The 19,102-nt window shown below is 53.3% G+C and carries 15 protein-coding genes; 9 read left to right on the top strand and 6 right to left on the bottom strand.

The genetic code is table 11. The annotated features are described in order from the left end of the window. Window positions 1-624 (bottom strand): hydrogenase small subunit (locus tag B2Z72_RS01965; protein WP_297004072.1); only part of this gene is annotated, 624 nt, incomplete at its 3' end. A 504-nt stretch (window positions 625-1,128) separates the two neighbouring features. Next, window positions 1,129-2,649, bottom strand: a complete 1,521-nt coding sequence (locus tag B2Z72_RS01960; RefSeq protein WP_296986147.1) for an acetyl-CoA hydrolase/transferase family protein — start codon at window positions 2,647-2,649, stop codon at window positions 1,129-1,131. Between the two features lie 830 nt (window positions 2,650-3,479). On the opposite strand from B2Z72_RS01960, the gene B2Z72_RS01955 reads away from it, so the two are divergent. The 7 genes from B2Z72_RS01955 (at window position 3,480) to B2Z72_RS01925 (ending at window position 10,465) form a co-directional block, all read left to right on the top strand. After that, window positions 3,480-5,204, top strand: coding sequence for an AMP-binding protein (locus tag B2Z72_RS01955; RefSeq protein ID WP_296986149.1), 1,725 nt, complete (start codon window positions 3,480-3,482; stop codon window positions 5,202-5,204). A 160-nt stretch (window positions 5,205-5,364) separates the two neighbouring features. After that, complete coding sequence (locus B2Z72_RS01950) at window positions 5,365-7,065, top strand: AMP-binding protein (protein WP_296986151.1); 1,701 nt, start codon at window positions 5,365-5,367, stop codon at window positions 7,063-7,065. Between the two features lie 252 nt (window positions 7,066-7,317). After that, on the top strand, window positions 7,318-7,569 hold the full coding sequence (gene rpsP / locus B2Z72_RS01945) for a 30S ribosomal protein S16 (RefSeq protein WP_296986152.1): 252 nt from the start codon (window positions 7,318-7,320) through the stop codon (window positions 7,567-7,569). Between the two features lie 21 nt (window positions 7,570-7,590). Further along, window positions 7,591-8,130, top strand: a complete 540-nt coding sequence (gene rimM / locus B2Z72_RS01940) for a ribosome maturation factor RimM (RefSeq protein ID WP_296986153.1) — start codon at window positions 7,591-7,593, stop codon at window positions 8,128-8,130. A gap of 18 nt (window positions 8,131-8,148) precedes the next feature. Next, window positions 8,149-8,901, top strand: coding sequence for a tRNA (guanosine(37)-N1)-methyltransferase TrmD (trmD, locus tag B2Z72_RS01935; RefSeq protein ID WP_296986154.1), 753 nt, complete (start codon window positions 8,149-8,151; stop codon window positions 8,899-8,901). 10 nt (window positions 8,902-8,911) lie between these two features. After that, a complete protein-coding gene (gene rplS, locus B2Z72_RS01930) occupies window positions 8,912-9,265 on the top strand; it encodes a 50S ribosomal protein L19 (RefSeq protein ID WP_296986157.1) in 354 nt (117 codons plus the stop codon). Between the two features lie 306 nt (window positions 9,266-9,571). Next, entirely contained in the window at window positions 9,572-10,465 is an 894-nt protein-coding gene (locus tag B2Z72_RS01925) for a thioredoxin fold domain-containing protein (protein WP_296986158.1), read from the top strand. 817 nt (window positions 10,466-11,282) lie between these two features. On the opposite strand, the gene truC is transcribed toward B2Z72_RS01925, so the two are convergent. The 3 genes from truC to B2Z72_RS01910 form a co-directional block, all read right to left on the bottom strand. Next, a complete protein-coding gene (truC, locus tag B2Z72_RS01920) occupies window positions 11,283-12,101 on the bottom strand; it encodes a tRNA pseudouridine(65) synthase TruC (protein ID WP_296986160.1) in 819 nt (272 codons plus the stop codon). 167 nt (window positions 12,102-12,268) lie between these two features. After that, window positions 12,269-13,279 (bottom strand): alpha/beta fold hydrolase, encoded by a 1,011-nt coding sequence (locus B2Z72_RS01915; RefSeq protein ID WP_296986161.1) that lies wholly within the window; start codon window positions 13,277-13,279, stop codon window positions 12,269-12,271. 96 nt (window positions 13,280-13,375) lie between these two features. Beyond that, window positions 13,376-13,897 (bottom strand): DinB family protein, encoded by a 522-nt coding sequence (locus B2Z72_RS01910; RefSeq protein ID WP_296986163.1) that lies wholly within the window; start codon window positions 13,895-13,897, stop codon window positions 13,376-13,378. A gap of 140 nt (window positions 13,898-14,037) precedes the next feature. Here B2Z72_RS01910 and B2Z72_RS01905 point away from each other — a divergent pair, with 140 nt between their 5' ends. Together B2Z72_RS01905 and B2Z72_RS01900 are read left to right on the top strand one after the other, a co-directional pair. After that, window positions 14,038-16,971 carry a hypothetical protein gene (locus tag B2Z72_RS01905; RefSeq protein WP_296986165.1) on the top strand — a complete coding sequence of 978 codons (2,934 nt, stop codon included), beginning with the start codon at window positions 14,038-14,040 and terminating at the stop codon, window positions 16,969-16,971. A gap of 106 nt (window positions 16,972-17,077) precedes the next feature. Continuing rightward, on the top strand, window positions 17,078-18,667 hold the full coding sequence (locus B2Z72_RS01900; RefSeq protein ID WP_296986168.1) for a cation:proton antiporter family protein: 1,590 nt from the start codon (window positions 17,078-17,080) through the stop codon (window positions 18,665-18,667). Window positions 18,668-18,712: 45 nt separating this feature from the next. Here B2Z72_RS01900 and B2Z72_RS01895 read toward each other — a convergent pair. Then, a partial coding sequence (locus B2Z72_RS01895) for a TIGR00730 family Rossman fold protein (RefSeq protein ID WP_297004070.1) occupies window positions 18,713-19,102 on the bottom strand: 390 nt, incomplete at its 5' end.

Genomic DNA, 19,102 nt, shown 5'->3' with positions numbered 1-19,102 from the left:
CATATAGGTAATTACGCCGGTCATAACTTCTGCAATCGGCGGACAACCCGGTACTTTAATAATCGGTTTGTCGGTAATTACTTTATGAATGGGTGTGGCCTGGGTTGGGTTCGGACGCGCTGCCTGTACACAACCCCAGCTGGCGCAGGAGCCCCAGGCAATAATGGCTTTGGCGTGTTTTGCTGCATGTTTTAACTGATCAACAAATGGCTTGCCGCCAATAATGCAGAACATACCGTCTTCGTTCAGTGGTGGGTTACCTTCCACGGCGAGAATGTATTCGCCTTTGTATTTCTGGATGGTGTCTTCCAGCGCGGCTTCGGCCTGATGTCCGGCGGCGGCCATCAGTGTGTCATCATAATCCAGTGACAACATGGAAAGGACAACGTCTTTAACCAGCGGATGCGCAGAACGGATAAAGGATTCCGAACAACAGGTGCACTCAAGGCCATGCAACCAGAGAACAGGCGTTCTGGGTTTATTTTCCATGGCGTTGGCAATTTGGGGAACGTAGGCAGGGCTCAAGCCCAGAGCGGCAGCTGTCAGGCTGCAATATTTCATGAAGCTGCGGCGGGTAATACCCTGACGACGCATTACTTCATAAAACGTTTCGATGTGCGACATGCGGAGATCCTCTGCGATCTGACCGCGTTCGCGCACACAGGCAAAAACCAGGTGCTGATCCGGCGGCCGGTTCTCTTCATCGGTTGGTTGCTTAAATAAGACGGTTGTTGAGAGTTATTTCGCTCTCAGATCCTTTAACGGATTGTTGCATAAGAGTATTCCTGTATTGGCTAAGCAACAAGTGATCAGATCAGTATAAGCTGATCCGTTAGTAGAATTGCAGCGCCAGATATGGACATTTTATGCGTAACTGATCCTGAAACAGGGATAAGCGATTAAATTAACGCAGAATTATTAACAAAAAAAGAAAAAAGCCCCCTGAAGCTCCATAAGTCCTGGTGAGCAAAAGGGGGCAATGCGACGAAAAGGTTTAATTCATAAGGGAATATGAATTTAAATAGGTCTTACCATTGAGTTAAATCAAATAAATATCACCGGCTATATCAATAACGCGATTTAATATTCGGTATTAATACGTAGGCCGGTGATATTTTTAATCCTTTATCAGGATTTTTTCATGGTGCCGGTTTCTTCGAAACGCTGGTGCCAGCTTAATGCTTCATCCAGCAGATGTGGGGTATGCATACCACGACCACTGTTGCACGCGCGTTCAAAATAACTCATCAGCTCGTCACGGTAATCCGGGTGAGCACAGTTCTCGATAATCACTTTCGCACGTTTACGCGGAGACAGACCACGCAGGTCAGCCAGGCCCTGTTCAGTTACGATGATTTTTACATCGTGCTCAGTGTGATCGACGTGAGAAACCATTGGCACGATGGCAGAAATTGCGCCGTCTTTTGCCAGTGATGGCGTCACGAAAATAGACAGATAACCGTTACGCGCAAAGTCACCGGAACCACCGATACCATTCATCATACGGGTACCCATCAGGTGGGTGGAGTTTACGTTGCCGTAAATGTCTGCTTCCAGCAGACCGTTCATGGCAATAATTCCCAGACGACGGATAACTTCCGGATGGTTACTCAGATCCTGCTGACGCAGAATGATTTTGTCGCGGTACAGTTCGATGTTTTCATCGAACTCTTTAATACCGTCCGGGCTCAGTGAGAAAGCTGTTGCAGAAGCAATGCTCAGGGTGCCGGATTTCAGCATTTTCAGCATGCCATCCTGAATTACTTCGGTGTAAGACGTCAGGTTTTTATATGGACCTTCGTCCAGACCTTCCAGTACGGCGTTGGGGATGTTACCTACACCTGACTGAATCGGCAGCAGTTCTTTTGGCAGACGGCCGGCTTCGATTTCACGGTCAAAGAAATCCATAATGTGGCCAGCGATTTTCTTGGACACATCATCAGGCGCTTTGAATGGCGAGTTACGGTCAGGTGCATTGGTTTCAACCACGCCGATTACTTTATCAATCGGGCAGTGCAGGTACTGTTCACCGATACGGTCAGACGGGTTAGTCAGCATGATAGGTTTACGGTTTGGCGGTAACGCTGTGCCGTAATACACATCGTGCATACCTTCCATGCGGATGTTCTGCGCGGAGTTTACTTCCAGCAGGATTTTGTCGGCCTGCTCGATCCAGGTTTTGTTGTTACCAATAGAAGATGAAGGAATCAGGCTGCCGTCTTCACGGATGCCGGCAACTTCAATCACAGCCAGATTCATTTTGCCCAGGAAGCCGGACCATGCGTACTGAGATACTTCAGACAGGTGATAGTCAACGTAGTCCATGCGGCCATCGTTGATGCGGTTACGGCAGATAGGGTCGGTCTGGAATGGCAGACGCATTTCAATACCGTCTACTTCGGCCAGTGCACCGTCCAGTTCCGGAGCAGTCGAGGCACCGGTCCAGACGTTGATACGGAAACGACCGCCAGTCTCATTGATCTTGCCAATACGTTTAGCCAGAGCGCCAGGAATCGCTTTAGGATAGCCGGCACCGGTGAAACCACTCATACCAACAGTCGCACCGTTTGGAATCAGCTCGGCTGCTTCTTCGGCTGTCATAACTCGGTCGCGCAGTACCGGGCACTGAATACGGGATATACCGCTCATAATTATCTCCAGAATGAAGTTTTTGCAGGTCAGCCTGTTATCCGGCCGTTGATACCTGCTCTGACTGATTAAGCACAGAGGTTTTGGGGCTGATAAAGGTCAGGGTTGCCTTTCGTTGCCGCTTAATCCGGCACAGGTGCTGATGCACGTGTTCCGGTCGACACGGAGGGTATCCTCAGGTGGCCGCCATTGTATGCCTGCCCCATTCAATTCGTTACCTGTCATTTATCAGACCTGCTGCCTGTTGTTCGTGTCGTGCTTTCGCAGCGACGGGTTCTGAGAAAAAGGATTTTCAGCAGACTTGATTTAATCAGTTTGGGCAGGCCCGTTATTGGGCGGGAGGGGGTGCCTGCTCAGCTGGTCGCACATGATAGCCGGAATACTTTAGGTAAAAGCGGGCCAACCGTACGACTATCGTCTTATGAAACTGTCTGTTCTGAAAAACAGCTCTTTGTCAGAAATATCCCGTGCATAGCAATATGGAACGAAAGTTCTGGTTATTATTCGCCATTTGCATGGTGAACGTGCATACGGACGGGTATTATCGCGGCAAATGTAACGGTTTGTTTGTGGGCTGTGTATACGTGTATCCCGCAACTCTCAGGAACGTCGGCTGATACGTCGAAAGCAGGACAGTGAGTGCCGTTTGAAGCACATTTTACCCGGGCTGAAAAGGTCGTTGTTGCCATAAGCCGCTCACACCAATGTCACTGATATGGTTCTGACCGCCGTTTGTAAGTGGTCTGCAAGCCGCAGCTGATTATTTATGAATAAGACTGACCCGGATCAGGGCCCATAACCGATATACCCCAGCGCAGGATGCACTATTTATGCAGAGCAGGAGCGAAGAGGCATGGGGCAGAGATGCCCCGGTAACCAATTCAGCGGTAGCCAATGCAGCCGTAACCAATGTCGCCGGACTGTTTGATGCCGGCAGGCGCAGCCACCCCGGGCGGGCCGCCCTGATACTTCCTGCTCAGCACAAATACAGCCATAGCGGTTGTACACTGACTTATGAAGAATTAGCTGCCGAAGCAGGCTTCTGGCAAGTCTTCTGGCGGCGTCAGGGGCTGACCCCGGGGGACCGGGTGTTTCTCGCTTTGCCGGCGGATGCTCACCTGTATGCGATTCTGCTCAGCCTGTTGGGCTGTGGGCTGGTGGCCATTATGGCTGAGCCGTGGATGAATCTGAGCACCGTGCGCCACACGCTCAGTCGTTTGCGTCCGGCGGCCGTCGTCGGCGGAGCGCAGGCGTTGCGCTGGCACTGGCTGTTGCCGGAATTCCGTAACTGCCGTCGTTTCTGCCTGCAGGGGAATGTTGCCGGTACCGTCAGAATGCCGTTGGCCGCAGCATTGGCGGCACGCCGGCACAGTCCAGCGGTGTTTGATGTGGCGGCAGTCGGTGATGAAGCACCTTGTCTGATTTCTTTTTCTTCCGGCGTGAATGGTCTGCCGAAAGCGGTCAGTCGCAACCACAGCATTCTGCATCAGCAGTATCTGGCCATGCGCTCTGCCTGGCCTCACCGTGATGGTGAGGTCGATCGCCCCGGTTTTCCCCTGACCGTTCTGCATAATCTTTGCTGCGGCATGACGTCGGTGATGCCTGCGCCGGAATCCGGCCATGCAGGGGTTCTGACCCATGCTGACGCCGGACGGCTGACGCAGCAGCTGGAGCAGCACCAGGTCAGCCGTCTGTCAGCGGTACCGGCTTTTTTCACTGTGTTGTGCGCCTACCTGCAACAGCAGCAGAAGCGCATTGCCGCGGTTCGCAGTCTGGTGGTCACCGGCGCAACCGTCAGTCGCCCGCTGGCACTGGCGTTACGCGACTGTTTTCCGGTTGCCAGAATCGTGGTGGCTTATGGTTCCGCTGAGGCTGAGCCGGTCTGCGCGGTGCCGGTGGATGGTTATCTGCGTGAGTATGATGGTGCAGGCTATCTTGCCGGCGCGCCTCTGGCCGGCACTGAACTGATGATCTGCCGCTTTCTGCCACCGGCGGATGCCAGCGCAACCGATATGATTTACAGCGAATGTCAGCAGGCTGAAACCGGCGAAATCCTGGTGTCCGGTGCGCATATACTGCGCGGCTATGCCGCTGACCCCGTGGCCGACCGTGAAAACACCATCCCCCGTGATTGCCGCAAAGCACCGGTGTGGCACCGCACCGGGGATACCGGCTATCTGGATCAGCATGGACGCCTGTGGCTGACCGGGCGCGTGCGTGATCAGATTTATCTGGATGAGCGGATCATTCAACCGTTAGTGATGGAAAAGCAGCTGGATCAGATCGCTGGCATTGTGCGCAGTGCGCTGGTGCAAAGCGGCGGTAAGACGCCGCGTCTGTATCTGCAGAGTGATGAACAGCTGCTGCGCCTGCTGCCGCAGATAGTGCTTGTTCTGGAGCAGACAGGCCTGCACCGGGTTCAGCTTTACCGTATCCTGCTGATGCCAATGGATGCACGCCACCACAGTAAAATTGACCGGGTTGTGCTGCGCACACGAAATCGCCGGCTTCAGGTGCTGGAGCGCAGATACTGGAAATCAGGCCATTCGTTCTGAGCTGGCTGACAACTGGTATTTCTCCCTTCTATAGTTAAAGCAGTTGAAACCGAAGTCAGAATAAAGGATGAGAAAACAGGTGTCAGAAGCACCGGCATCTGCCGCGTATTCCGTGGCTGAACTGCTTCTGTTTTCTCTCCTTACAGAGGCATGACAGATTATGACGCAGGCTAATCAGGGTTCCGCGATGCCCGGTAATGGATTGGATGGCAGCAGTCCGGACGGTAATTTCATCAGCCGTTTCCTGGGTTGGTGTGAAGATTCACCGGAACGCACGGCGCTGTCTGCCATGGAAGGTCACCACGAAGTCCGGCTCAGCTATCGTCAGCTGGCAGCTGAAGCCGCTTTCTGGCAGCAATACTGGCAGAAACAGGGCTTCAGCCGGGGCGACCGGGTAGTGATGGCATTACAGCCGGGGCTGCATACCTATGCCATCACCATCAGCCTGTTAGGCATGGGACTGGTGCCTGTGTATATCGACGTTGCCATGCCCAGACATCATATCCGCTATGTACTGGAAGGTTCGTCGGCGGTCGCCATTATTGGTCTGCGCCGGGCGTTGCGCTGGCACTGGCTGGTGCCCGAACTGAAGCAGTGCCAGCGTCTCAGTATTGATGGTCCGTTTCCCGGTGTGGTGTCGTTACCGGTAAAAATGGCGCGGCTGGCCCGGGATGAAGGAAGCAGAAAACTGGTGGCTGAAGCCTGCCCTGCGGAGGCTCACGGCATCATTTCGTTCACCTCGGAAAACCGCGGCATTCCGATGGGCGCAGACCGCACCCATGGCAGTCTGCAGCAGCTGCATCTGGCGATGGAGCGGTTCTGGCCGCTGCCGGCAGGAGAGGTGGTGTGCAGCTGCTTCCCTTTACTGGTGTTGCATAACCTCAGTGCCGGACTGACCACCGTGCTGCCGGATATCGATTTCGCCTGCCCGGGGCAATTCAGCCGCAAACAGGCGATGAAAGTACTGCAGCAGCTGGCGGCCAATCAGGTCACCCATATCTGGGGAGCGCCAGCGTTTTTTGCGGCACTGTGCGATGGTATGGAAGCCAATAATATCCGGATTCCGGAAATCGACGGCATCATGCTCAGCCGGGCGGTGGTCAGTAGTGCGCTGGCCGGGCGGCTGAACATACGCTTTCCTTTGGCCGACGGTCGCATCGTTTATGGCGCCACCGAAGCTGAACCCGTGACCGCTATGGCCATCAGCGACTATCTGCGCAGTGCTGCAGAGCCGGGATATCTGGTCGGCAGACCGGTGGCGGGGAGCGAGCTGGTGGTGTGTCATGCACTGGAGGAGCGCAACCTCAGTGAGGCGGATGTAGAGCGTAACCTGTGTCATGCCGGTGACATTGGTGAAATTCTGGTGGCCGGTGCCCACGTGCTGGCGCGCTATGTAAATAACCCCGTGGCGGCCATGGAGCACAAGATTCCGCGTTCTGCCGCGCCGGCGTTGGCCAGTGTCTGGCACCGTACCGGAGACACCGGCTATCTCGATGATCAGGGGCAGTTGTGGCTTACCGGGCGCATTAAGGATCTGGTGTATGCCAACCGCCAGGTCATTCATCCCTACATCTTTGAAAAACAGATCGACAAGCTGTCTGGCGTTACGCGCAGTGCGCTGATTCAGGAGGGCGCTGATAACATGCGCCTGTATCTGGTATGTGATGAGCCGCTCGATGAAATGCTCGGTCGTCTGACGCCTATATTAAAGGTGCTGGGAATAGAGGCGCTGGATATCTACCGTATTACTGTGATGCCCGTGGATCGCCGGCACAACAGTAAGGTCGACCGCAACCTGCTGCGCACCCGCAATCGTCGGGTGCATGCCACGGATTATCAGCACTGGACAGTGGATTTGTGAGGCAGCAGCTGCCATTGCGGCGGCTTTAGTTGGTGATATGCATAAGCCCAGCGATGGCGCGCCATGCGGCCGGATTGTCAGGGTAAAAAAGCGGTTGTTTCTGCAGGGCAGATTTTATACACTACGCGCCCTTTTAATAGGCCCAGTGTATCTGGAAGCCGCTTTACAGCGGGTTTGGGGTACACAGGATGATTAACGGCAGGCGATCCCAAAACCTGTCACCTGATAAAACGATCGGAGTGATCTGAATTTATGGTAGTAATCCGTTTAGCCCGTGGTGGCTCTAAAAAACGTCCTTTTTATCACATTAACGTAGCTGATGCGCGCGCTCCTCGCGACGGTCGCTTTATCGAGCGTGTCGGGTTCTTCAACCCTGTTGCTCGTGGCCAGGAAGAGCCTCTGCGTGTTGATATGGAACGCGTTGAGTATTGGCTGGGTAAAGGTGCACAGCCTACTGACCGTGTAGCCAAAATCCTGAAAGACGTCAAAAAAGCTCAGGCTTAATTGGCAGTTAACGGAGATTTGATGTTGGCAGAGCAGGTGGCAGATCAGGACGTATCCGTTCTGGGTAAAATCACCACCGCGTTTGGTATCAAAGGCTGGGTGAAGGTGCATTCCTATACCGATCCGATGACCAATATTCTGGAGTACAGAAACTGGCTGTTAAAAATTGACGGACAGTGGCGGACATACAGACTGACAGACAGCAAGCTCCAGACGAAAGGGATTGCGGTAGCTCTTGAAGGCATAACAGATCGTGACGCAGCGCTGGCTTTACGCCAGGTTGAAATCGGTGTGTTGACCAGCGAGTTACCAGAGCCCGAAGAAGATGAATATTATTGGTTCCAGCTCGAAGGCCTGAAGGTTGTTACAACCGAAGGTGTATTGCTGGGCCAGGTAAAAGAACTGTTCGAATCCGGTGGTGGTAACCAGGTGATGACGGTCAACAGCTGCGAAGGCAGCGTCGACAAACGTCAGCGACTGATTCCTTATGCCGATTCGATTGTTCTTGAGGTTGACCTGGATGGCAGTGAAATTCAGGTGGACTGGGATCCGGATTTTTAATCCGGTGTTGCTGTAATTATGTGGTTTGGTGTTATTTCCCTGTTTCCGGAGATGTTCCGGTCGCTGACTGAATTTGGTGTCAGCGGACGTGCGGTGAAACAGGAGAAGATTACGGTTGAGTGCTGGAATCCCCGGGACTTCACCCATGATAACTACCAGACAGTGGACGATCGTCCCTACGGCGGTGGCCCCGGCATGCTGATGAAAATTCAGCCATTGCAGGATGCCATTCACGCAGCGAAAGCCGCGGCCGGAGAAGGCGCTAAGGTGATTTATCTGTCACCGCAGGGCCGTAAACTGGATCAGCAGGGCGTACTTGAGCTTGCTCAGTGCGACAAACTGATTCTGGTGGCAGGACGATACGAAGGCATTGATGAGCGTCTGATTCAGCGCGAAATCGACGAAGAGTGGTCTCTTGGTGATTTTGTACTGAGTGGTGGTGAACTGGCTGCCATGACTCTGATGGATGCTGTGATCCGGCTGGTGCCCGGTGTATTGGGCCACGAACAGTCGGCACAACAGGACTCCTTTATGGATGGCCTGCTGGATTGTCCACACTACACACGCCCGGAAGTTTACGAAGGGCAGGCAGTACCTGAGGTGCTGTTGAGCGGCAACCATGAAAAGATCCGTCAGTGGCGGCTTAAGCAGTCACTGGGCAGAACCTGGCAGCGCAGACCGGACCTTCTGGATGCACTGGAACTGACTAACGAGCAACAAAGGTTATTGACAGAATACCTGCGTGAGAATGAAGACTCCGCAGACTGTTAAGGAGCATAGAATGAGCAACAAAAACACAATCATTCAGCAGATCGAAAACGCACAGCTGAAAGAATCTGTACCAGCGTTTGCCCCAGGCGACACCATCGTTGTACAGGTAAAAGTAAAAGAAGGTACCCGTGAGCGTCTGCAGGCGTTCGAAGGCGTGGTTATCGGTAAACGTAACCGTGGTCTGAACTCTGCTTTCACCGTGCGTAAAATCTCTCACGGCGTTGGCGTTGAGCGTACTTTCCAGACTCACAGCCCAACCGTAGACAGCATTGAAGTGAAACGTCGTGGTGACGTTCGTCAGGCTAAACTCTACTACCTGCGTGAGCGTAGCGGTAAGTCTGCACGTATCAAAGAAAAGGTTTAATCCTTCTCTTTATACGCGTAATGAAAAACGGGCTTTATGCCCGTTTTTTTATGCCCGTTTTTATGGCTCACGTTCAGGCCAGTATGCAGATTATTGACCCCGTCGTTATCTGAGGGTCACATTCAGGCGCTAATATCCTACCTTTGGTCGCCTGTTGCCGCCGCTTTTCTTGACAGCATGGTCTGCATTTGAAAGGGTATGCGGCGAACAGAATTCTGTATCTGCTGCTACTGAAACATTGGCCCTGTGGCGCGAAGAATACACGCGCAGATACCCGTATTAAGGTAATCCATAAAGGAAATCCCAATGAAAAAATCTCTGCTTGCTGCCACTGTTGGTCTGATGATGAGCCTGCCACTGAGCATGGTTCACGCAGATGAGGCGGCAATCAAGTCCGCTTCTGTCAGTGGAACTCAGTCACTGAAAGCGCAGGCACAGACCAAACTGGTGTCTGCATTTGGTCCACGCCTGGAAGTGAGCGAAGTTGCGCCGCTGGCCGGTGGTCAAATTCTTGAAGTTATCCTCACTGACGGCACTGTGATGCACATGACGCCGGATCTGAGTCACTTTCTGTACCGTGATGAACTGTACGAGTTCGGTGCAGCCGGAGCGGAGAACGTGACGCAAAACCGCCACAACCCGACCCGTGCGGCAGAAATGGCGGCGTTGGGTAACAACCAGACCGTTGTGTTTGAAGCTAAGGGCGAGCAGAAAGGTCTGATCAATGTCTTCACGGATATCGACTGCGGCTATTGTCAGAAACTGCATCAGGAAGTCCCGCGCCTCAACGAACTGGGCATTACCGTGCGCTATCTGGCGTTCCCGCGTGCCGGAATCAAAAATCCGCAGACAGGCCAGCTCACTGACTCCTACCGTAAGATCAATTACGTCTGGTGTCAGGATGACCGCAAGGCGGCAATGAACACCATGAAAACCACTCAGCGCGAGCTGAATGTGCTGGGTCAGCGCCTGCGTCAGGGCGGCGCTGTGATGTTGCAGGATCAGTACAATGCTCTGTCGTCGCAGATGGGCGATATGATTGCGGCCAGCAATGACTGCGGTGCACCGATCGCCGAAGAGTACAACATGGGTAAAAGCATGGGGGTAAACGGTACGCCAGCGATCGTGCTGGAAGATGGTCGTCTGTTCCCGGGTTACCTGCCTGCCGATGAGCTGGCACGCCGCATGGGTATCCTCTGATTCCCGACGTCTGATCCGTTTTAAGATGATTAAGCCCGCGGCGTTTTCGCTGCGGGCTTTTTTGTTTCTGCTCCTGGCTGTCGAAGCCTTTCGCCTGTTGAATTTTAATTACTACTTGTTTCGTAGAGTCACTTATCCACATCAATGCCGGTAAGTGCTTGCTAACAGTCTGACGCCTGTTTTGCCCGGGCTTTTTCTTTATTCGCAAAAAAGCCCTGTTTTGGGTCGTAATGGTTCAGTTTGAGGCGCGTTATGCACATTGCAAAATTCCCGTCATATTTGCGTCAATTCTGGCGTGAAATATTACAAGATAGTGCTTGCAAGATATAAATTATTGAAAAATAAGGGATTTTTTACTGGTTAAAAAATAACCAATTTAACGTAAGCACAGTAAACATGGTAATTCAGAGCAGATATAAATAACTTTTTAACAGATTTATCCACAGATTCTGTGGACAGAGTCAGAGGCGCTGTACATGCTTTGATCTACCCCTATAAAAGCGGACATTTTTTAAAAATAATCCCTTGACGGATTTGCCTCTGAGTTGTTATGCACAATTTTTCTGGTCATGCTCTGAACGTAAATTCAAAAGTCGAAGACCTGTAGGAAACCTCACACAAGTCTTTAAGTGCCTGAAAAATAAGGACTTAGAAAGATGGTGCAATTTCAGCCAATCTGACGACAGGCCGCATAAATACTGGATTTCGGGCGTATTTACAGAAGTTTTCCAAAGATTTATCCACAGAAATTGTGAATAACCACTGGCAGACCACAGAAATACAGGGATCTGCGCCCTGTGGAAGACTTTTTTGCCGTTTAATCCTCGTTTTCTTCAGGGTCATTATTGATGTTGAGGAACAAATCCATCGAGGCATGGGGTTGCTGCGACAGCGAACTGCGCACACCTTCCGGCAGGGCTTCGAGCCAGCCGAAGCGCTCAAGCAGCTGGCGCATAATCCGGTCAGGAGAGGCTGTGAAGGTCAGCTCTTCGCCGCTGACTGGATGCTGCACGGTCAGCTGGCTGGCGTGCAGCAGCAGACGTGGGGCATCAAGATGATCGCGGAAATAACGGCTGTGGCGGCCTTTGCCGTAGCGCGCATCGCCAATGATCGGATGGGCGAGGTGTTTCAGGTGACGGCGGATCTGATGTTTACGCCCGGTGTGCGGTGTACATTCCAGTAATGAATAGCGTGACTGTGGGTATTTATCCACGGCCACCGGAATCTCAACCTGGGCCAGAGTGCGGAAATCCGTTATGGCCTCCTGGGCCGGTTTCTTCTTTTCATGTTTGGCGTATTTATCCACCGGCGGCGACATAGCGTAATCGAGGTGGGTGAATTCCGGCATCCAGCCACGCACGATGGCGAGGTATTTTTTCTCGACAGTACGCTGACGCCAGAGGTCGGTTATCTGACTGGCCATTTCCTGCGACAGGGCAAAAGCGAGTACCCCTGAGGTTGGTTTATCCAGACGGTGCACAGGGTAAACACGCTGACCCAGCTGATTACGCAGCAGCTGCAGGGCAAAGCGGGTTTCATGGCGATCAATTTCACTGCGGTGTACCAGCAGACCACTGGGCTTGTTAATGACCACCATGCAGTCATCCTGGTAGATAATGTCGAGTTCGATGGTCATTGCTGTGTTCAACCTGATTTACGCGGAGGCGGGACTTTACCTCAGCCGGGGAATATTCCCAAGCTCAGTCAGGGCACTTCAGGCGGTACAAGCAGCGGTGGTATAAGTCGTGGCGGTATAAACAGCGTCGGTGTAACTGGTGGCTGTGTAAACAGCGGCGCTGTTATTCAGCCGGGCTGGTCAGCGGCTTTCAGGTTGGAGAAAACACCATTACGGTATTTCTGTTCGCTGCTGTGGAACGCCAGCAGGGTTGCGACCAGAGCTTCGGGGGCTTCTTCCTGCGGATAATGGCCGCAGGGCAGTGACTGATAGTTCACCTGCGGGATGACCGGCAGGCGACGGCATACCGGATCGTACTGGCCATACACGATCTGCAGTGGCAGCGGGATGGTCATGCGTGGCCACTCCCGGCGCTGTGGCATTTCGTAACGGTAATTCAGCAGCAGTGGTAATGCATTTAGCCCCTGATGAGCGCACAACAGCTCCCAGCTGTCACGCAGGCGCTGGCGCGTAAGGGGAGAAAACGGGCCGGTGAGTCTTTCCAGATAACGGCCGTACAGACCTTCACTTACCAGTCGGCGGAAAATCACCTGGCCGGAAGGGCCGCTGAGCCAGCGCTCACGCCAGATAAATCCGCTGTGATCGCCGGATATGCGCGGTGACAGCCAGGACATGGACAGGGCTTGAGGGCCGTCTGTCTGTTTGTTCTCAGCCGTATCGGAGGGTGTTGAATCTGTCGGCTGTTGCGCATCGTCCGGCTGCTCGGGCAATGTATTTCCAATCACGGGTTCTGTTGCCGGTTCTTCTGCTTCTGTGTGCGCAGGTGCCTGACGACAGGTTAATTGCCACGCCACAGCGGCACCGTAATCATGGCCAATGATCTGATAGGTCTCTACCCCCAGATGACGCAGCAGCGCGTCCAGCATAGCGGCCTGATCCGCCAGACGGTAATCGTAGGGAACCGGTTTGTCCGAGTCGCCACAGCCAAGAAAATCCGGTGCGATCAGGCGGAACTGGCCACACAGCATAGGCCACAGCAGATGCCAGACCCAGTTACTGCCGGGTAAGCCATGCAGCAGCAGCAGTACCGGGCCATCGCCCTGATCCTGATAGCTGATTCTGTGTCCTTGCCAGTCAAATGTCTGCTGTTGGCTGCGCCATATATTGGGATTCAGCACACCGTCTCCTTGCGGAATTCAGTCTTGTTTTTATTCTTTTTTTTATTCCAGTTGCCGGCTGAACAGTGGTGTCGCGGGTTGTTATTCCCCGCCGGTTTAATCAAAAGGGGTATAGAGCAGATCGGTAATACCATAATCGACATTGTGACGGCTCAGCTCCGCGGTTATCTGACCCCTGTGATGGGTCTGATGATTAAACAGGTGTTGCAGGATAAGGCTCAGAGGCTTGCTGACCTCTTCGCCACGACTGTTGGTGTATTCGATGACATCGTTGGCATCGTCTGCACGCAGCAGGTCACACCAGCGGATCAACAGGTCATCAATCTGTTCCCGTACCGGACGCAGCGCGGCAAGGGTTGGGTAAACAATCTGATCCAGGGATTGCGGCTGGGGCAGGTGCCTGAGTTCATCCAGAATCGGAAATATACCACTCAGTCGCCGCAGCCAGATTAAATCTGTGACCAGCAAATGATTCCAGCTGCCGCTCAGCGAACCGAAAAACAGGCCGCAGGGCTGCGTAATCGTGGCTTGTGGCAATGTTTCGCTGGCATCCAGTAAATTGCGGTTGATCCAGCGATTATAACGGGCATAACGCTGATAGTGCTCGGACCATTGCATATTCCCCTCCTGCTGAAGCATTTCCTGCTCTTACGCTACTGTATGTCACAGCCCGGCAGGCGGCAAGCGAACGGCGGTCATCTTGTCGTCATATGGCGGATTAAGTATGTTGAACCCTTTATTTCACAGGATGAACAACGATGGCGTGCTTTTCCGCCCTGCAGACGCTGCTGACCAGGATGAAGTTAACGACAGCGCAGACATTGATATTCTCTCTGCTGCTGGCACTGACATCGGTGTTCTCCCCAGCGCTGAGAGCAGACCCGGTCGGTTGGCAACGGGCTGACGAGCAGTGGCTGACACAGACCAGCGACCATTTTGAAATTCATTTTCTGGCGGGTTACGACGCCATGGCGGCGCGGGCGCTGGCCATTGCTGAGCAGGTGCACGAGGAACTTGTGCCATTTTTTGCTCAGGCACCGGCACAGCGGACACATCTGGTACTGAGCGATGATTTTGATCTGTCGAACGGTTGGGCCACGCCGCTGCCGTACAATCAGATCCGCTTATTTGCCAGTCCGCCGGAAGACGTCAGTGGACTGGAGCATATGGATGACTGGCTGCACGGTCTGATCCGCCATGAATATGTGCATACGCTGCAGATGGATATGCGCGCCGGTGTGACGGCAACGGGCAGCCGGATATTCGGTCGTTTCTATTTGTTCTTTCCGCATATTTTTACTCCCTCGCTGTTTAAGGAAGGTCTGGCGGTTTATCAGGAAACCGATAAAGGTCTGGGCTACGGTCGCCTCGACAGCAGTTATTACGCCATGCAGATGCGCATGGAAGCCGATGGTGAGGGTCTGGATGATCTTGATGAAGCGGTACTGACGCTGGATGACTGGCCGTCAAATAAAGCCTATCTGTACGGTGGCTATTTTATGGATTACCTCGCCAGCGATTATGGTGAGGACGATATGTCTGACTATCTGCAGAATTACAGCCGCAGGCTGATTCCCTATATCTCGCAGAACAGCACCGCGCGACGTTCGTTTGGCCGCGGTTTTAATGCCTTGTGGGATGACTACAAAGCCTGGACGAATAAGCAGTTTCAGCCGCAGCTGGCAGAGTTAAAAGCGGAACAGGTATCAGGCCAGACAATAGAGCAGGAGCCTGCGTACCGGATGGTGATGACCGCCGATGATCAGAGCCTGTTGTGGGTCAGTAATAACGGTATGGATCGCTCCTGTCTGCAGCGCTCAACATATTCAGCCGCAGAAAAAGAAGTTCTCAGCTGTGAAAAAAATATCACGGATATGGATATGTCAGCCGACGGCACACTCGCTGTGTCACGCCGCATTCCCTACGCTTCAGGGCGGGTGCTGAATGATATTTTTCTGTGGCATAAAGATCACGGCTGGCAGCGTCTGAGTAAACAGATGCGGCTGCGTAAAGTACGTTGGGTGCACAGTAATTCGGGTGAGAAATACCTGCTCGCCGGCCGCAAAGTGCAAGGCATCAGTGAACTCTGGTGGCTGGATCTTAACGGTCGTACTCAGTTGTTGTGGCAGGGTGTAGCGCAGCAGGTTCTTGGCGGCTTTGATGTCAGCGCCGACGGCCGCTTCGTGGTAGCTTCGATAAAGGAGCCACAGCAGGGCTGGAATCTGCAGCGTGCCGGCTTACCGGCACCGATGACGGAAGCTGACCTGAGCTGGCAACCATTAACGCAGACCCGTGCCAGTGAGAATGCCCCGGTGTTTTTGCCGGATAACCGGGTGCTGTTCAGCGCTGATTACGATGGCGTATATAACCTGCACATTCTTGATGCTGATAAAGGTCAGGTAGAGCAGCTGACGAGCGTGGTCAGCGGCGCTTTTGATCCACAATTTGTGAACGGCGCGGTGGCGTATCAGGAATATACCCGCGAGGGCTTTCAGCTTAAATGGCTGCCGCCGCAGACAGCGGCAGGACCACGGCAGCAACCCCAAGTAGTGCGCGAATTTGCTGTGGCCGATTATCAGGGACGTTACGATTATCCGCATTTCCCATCTGCCGACACTGCCGCGCCGCCTCTGACTGCCGCTCAGGATTATCAGCCATGGTCGAGCCTGACGCCACAATACTGGTTCCCGTGGTTTGTTGCGGAAGACCATTCAGCCGTTGCCGGGATTATGACCAGCGGCACCGATGCCCTGAACCGGCATTTTTATTCCATCGCCGCAGGATGGGATACGGAGCAGAACTGGGGCGAAGGGCAGTTACTGTATCAGTACGATAACCGCTGGATTCTGTCCTGGCAGCGCAGCCACCATTTTCGCGATCTGCGGCTCGATCCGGCACTGGCCATTGATGATGATTATGCGGCGTTCCGCGAAGACCTGCTGGTGTTACAGCGCCGATATCTGCTGCACGGTTTTGAAGATCAGCTGGCCCTGCACGCCGGTGCGGTGTACGACAACGAGAAGCTGGTACGACTGCCGGATGAACTGACCGGCAGCTATCAATATCGGGAAAGTCTTGCCGGTCTGGCTGTGACCTTTGATAACCGCGAATTTTATCCGCACGTTCCCGGCATTGGCCGCGGTACTTATTTTGATCTCGTGTATGAAACCAACGACATCCTCGACAGCGATTTCAGTGGTGCACAATGGCAGAGCCGCTGGCAACAGACGCTGGATTTAGCGGGCCGTAATACGCTGCAGTTTACTGCCATCGCAGGCCTCGCAGACGATGACACCGAAGGCTTTTCTATTGGAGGACTGAGCAGTGAAGAAGCCATTCTGTTTGGCCGCGATCAGTTCAGTCTGCCGGGTTATGACAGCGGTGCTCAGTATGGCCGGCGTTATTATCGTGCAGCGCTTGATTATCAGTGGTGGCTGGGCAGTGTGCAGCGCAACTGGGGCCTGTGGCCGCTGGGGCTGGGTGATTACTATGCCGGTATCTGGTTCAGCAGCGGCAGTGCCTGGAACCGCGAAAGCAGCAGTGATGCACTGGATGCCGTTGGCATCAGCCTGACCGCAGACATTGTGCTGGGTTATTCCGCCGTGATTCCGTTAACCCTGGGACTGGCGCGCGGGCTGGATGATGAACTGGGTGAAACCAACGCGTATGTGCGCTTTCAGTTTGTGTATTGATGCTAAAAAAGAGGCGCTGACATAAGTCCACATTGTTCGCACGCTTTTTAGCGACCGGATACGGTACACTTTACAGCAGAAATATTTGAGGATGGATGCATAAAGCATGGATTATTTGTGGGTTCTGGTGGCGTTTGCCTTTGGCTTTGGTGTTAAACAATTAGGTATGCCGCCATTGGTGGGTTTTTTGCTGGCCGGTTTTGGCCTGCATGCAATTGGTGTGGAACCGACCGGGAGCCTGAATACCCTGGCCGATCTTGGTATCACATTGATGCTGTTTACCATCGGCCTGAAACTGAATATCAGCGCGCTGCTGAAAAAAGAAGTGCTGGTCACCACGCTGGCGCACACCAGTATCTGGGTTGTGCTCGGTATTGGTCTGCTGTTTATTCTGGCACTGCCGGCCATTGGTCAGTATTTTGATCTTAGCCTGCAGTCTATGGCGGTTGTTGCCTTTGCCCTGAGTTTTTCTTCCACCGTGTGTGTGGTGAAAATGCTTGAAGAAGCATCCGAACTGAAAGCCCGCCACGGTAAAACGGCCATTGGTATTCTGGTTTTGCAGGACGTTATCGCCGTCGGTTTTCTGGTGGCATCCACCGGCAAAATTCCTTCAGTCTGGGCTTTGGGGTTAATTGGGCTGCTGGCCGTGCGCCCGGTACTGCATGCACTGGTTACGCGCACCGGGCACGATGAATTATTACCCCTGGTCGGCTTCTTTATGGCCCTTGGTGGTTATGAGTTATTTACCCTGCTGAACCTGAAAGGTGACCTCGGCGCGCTGGTGGCCGGTATGATGTTGGCATCCCACGTAAAAGCCGCCGAAATTTATAAAGCACTGATGGGCTTTAAAGATCTGTTCCTGATCGGCTTTTTCCTCAGCATCGGTTTTATTGCCCTGCCGGATGTGGAAATGTTGCTGACGGCACTGGTCTTGCTGCTCTTGCTGCCGGTGAAATTTCTGCTGTTTTTCCGCTTACTCACCTGGCTGGGAATGTCCGGGCGTTCGTCTTATCTGAGTTCGCTGGCGCTCACTAACTTCAGTGAGTTTGGATTAATTGTGGCCAACGTCGGTGCTGAAAACGACTGGATCTCTGATGACTGGCTGGTGATTATTGCATTGGTCATGTCCATGTCGTTTGTTATCAGCAGTTATTTCTTCCGTCGTGCTCACCACTTTTATGCGCGTCACAAAGATCTGATCAACCGCTATGAACAGGCGGATAAACACCAGAAATTCAAACGACCAAAAGATGCCGATATTCTGATCGTTGGTATGGGCCGGGTTGGCAAGGGTGCTTATGCTGCGCTGGAAAAAGAATACGGTGCCCGCGTCTGGGGGATTGAATCCGATCAGGAACGGGCTCTGCACATGCGTGAAGAAGGTCTGAATGTGGTGGCCGGTGATTCCGATGACTTTGAGTTCTGGCAACAGGCAACACGCAGTGAACTGCGTCTGATCATGCTGGCACTGCCATCTCAGATTGAGATGCGCAGCACGCTGGATATGCTGCGTATGATTGGTTATCAGGGCAAAGTCGCTGCGGTCGCGCGCTATGAGGATGAGCGCAAAGAACTGATCGATCTTGGCGTCGATGTGGCCTTCAATTACTACTCGGAAGTGGGTTCCGGTTTCGCCGCCGAAAGCCGTTATCTGCTGGAAGCAGATAATTCGTTAGATGTTGCTGCTCAGGTGTAACGGGCAGGGCGCGGATGCCAGTCCGCGCCGTACAGCTGTCGGGCGTTATTGAACGTCTTCATTTTTAAGCACAGTCAGCAGGGCATCGGTATCTGACACATTGAGCAGTGATTCATTATCGTGGGCGAAGCCTTCGTTGTGAATATGCTGCAGCAGCTCAAACAGTGGTTGCCAGTAGTTATCCACGTCGTAACACAGGCAAGGTTTGCTGTGACTGCCAATGCCAGCCCAGCACCAGATCTCGATCAATTCATCCAGGGTGCCGATGCCGCCGGGCAGGGCGATAAAGGCGTCGGCCAGTTCCGCCATCATGGCTTTGCGTTCGTGCATGCCGTTGACGTAGTGCAGTTCCGTCAGACCCTGATGTGCGACTTCGCGTTGAAATAAACCTTCAGGAATCACGCCGGTCACTTCGCCACCGGCGGCCAGTGCACT

Source organism: Thalassolituus sp. UBA6592, assembly GCF_002433655.1.
In the GTDB taxonomy this organism is placed as follows: Bacteria; Pseudomonadota; Gammaproteobacteria; order Pseudomonadales; family Oceanobacteraceae; genus Venatoribacter.
This window is presented reverse-complemented; position numbering and strand designations above follow the sequence as displayed.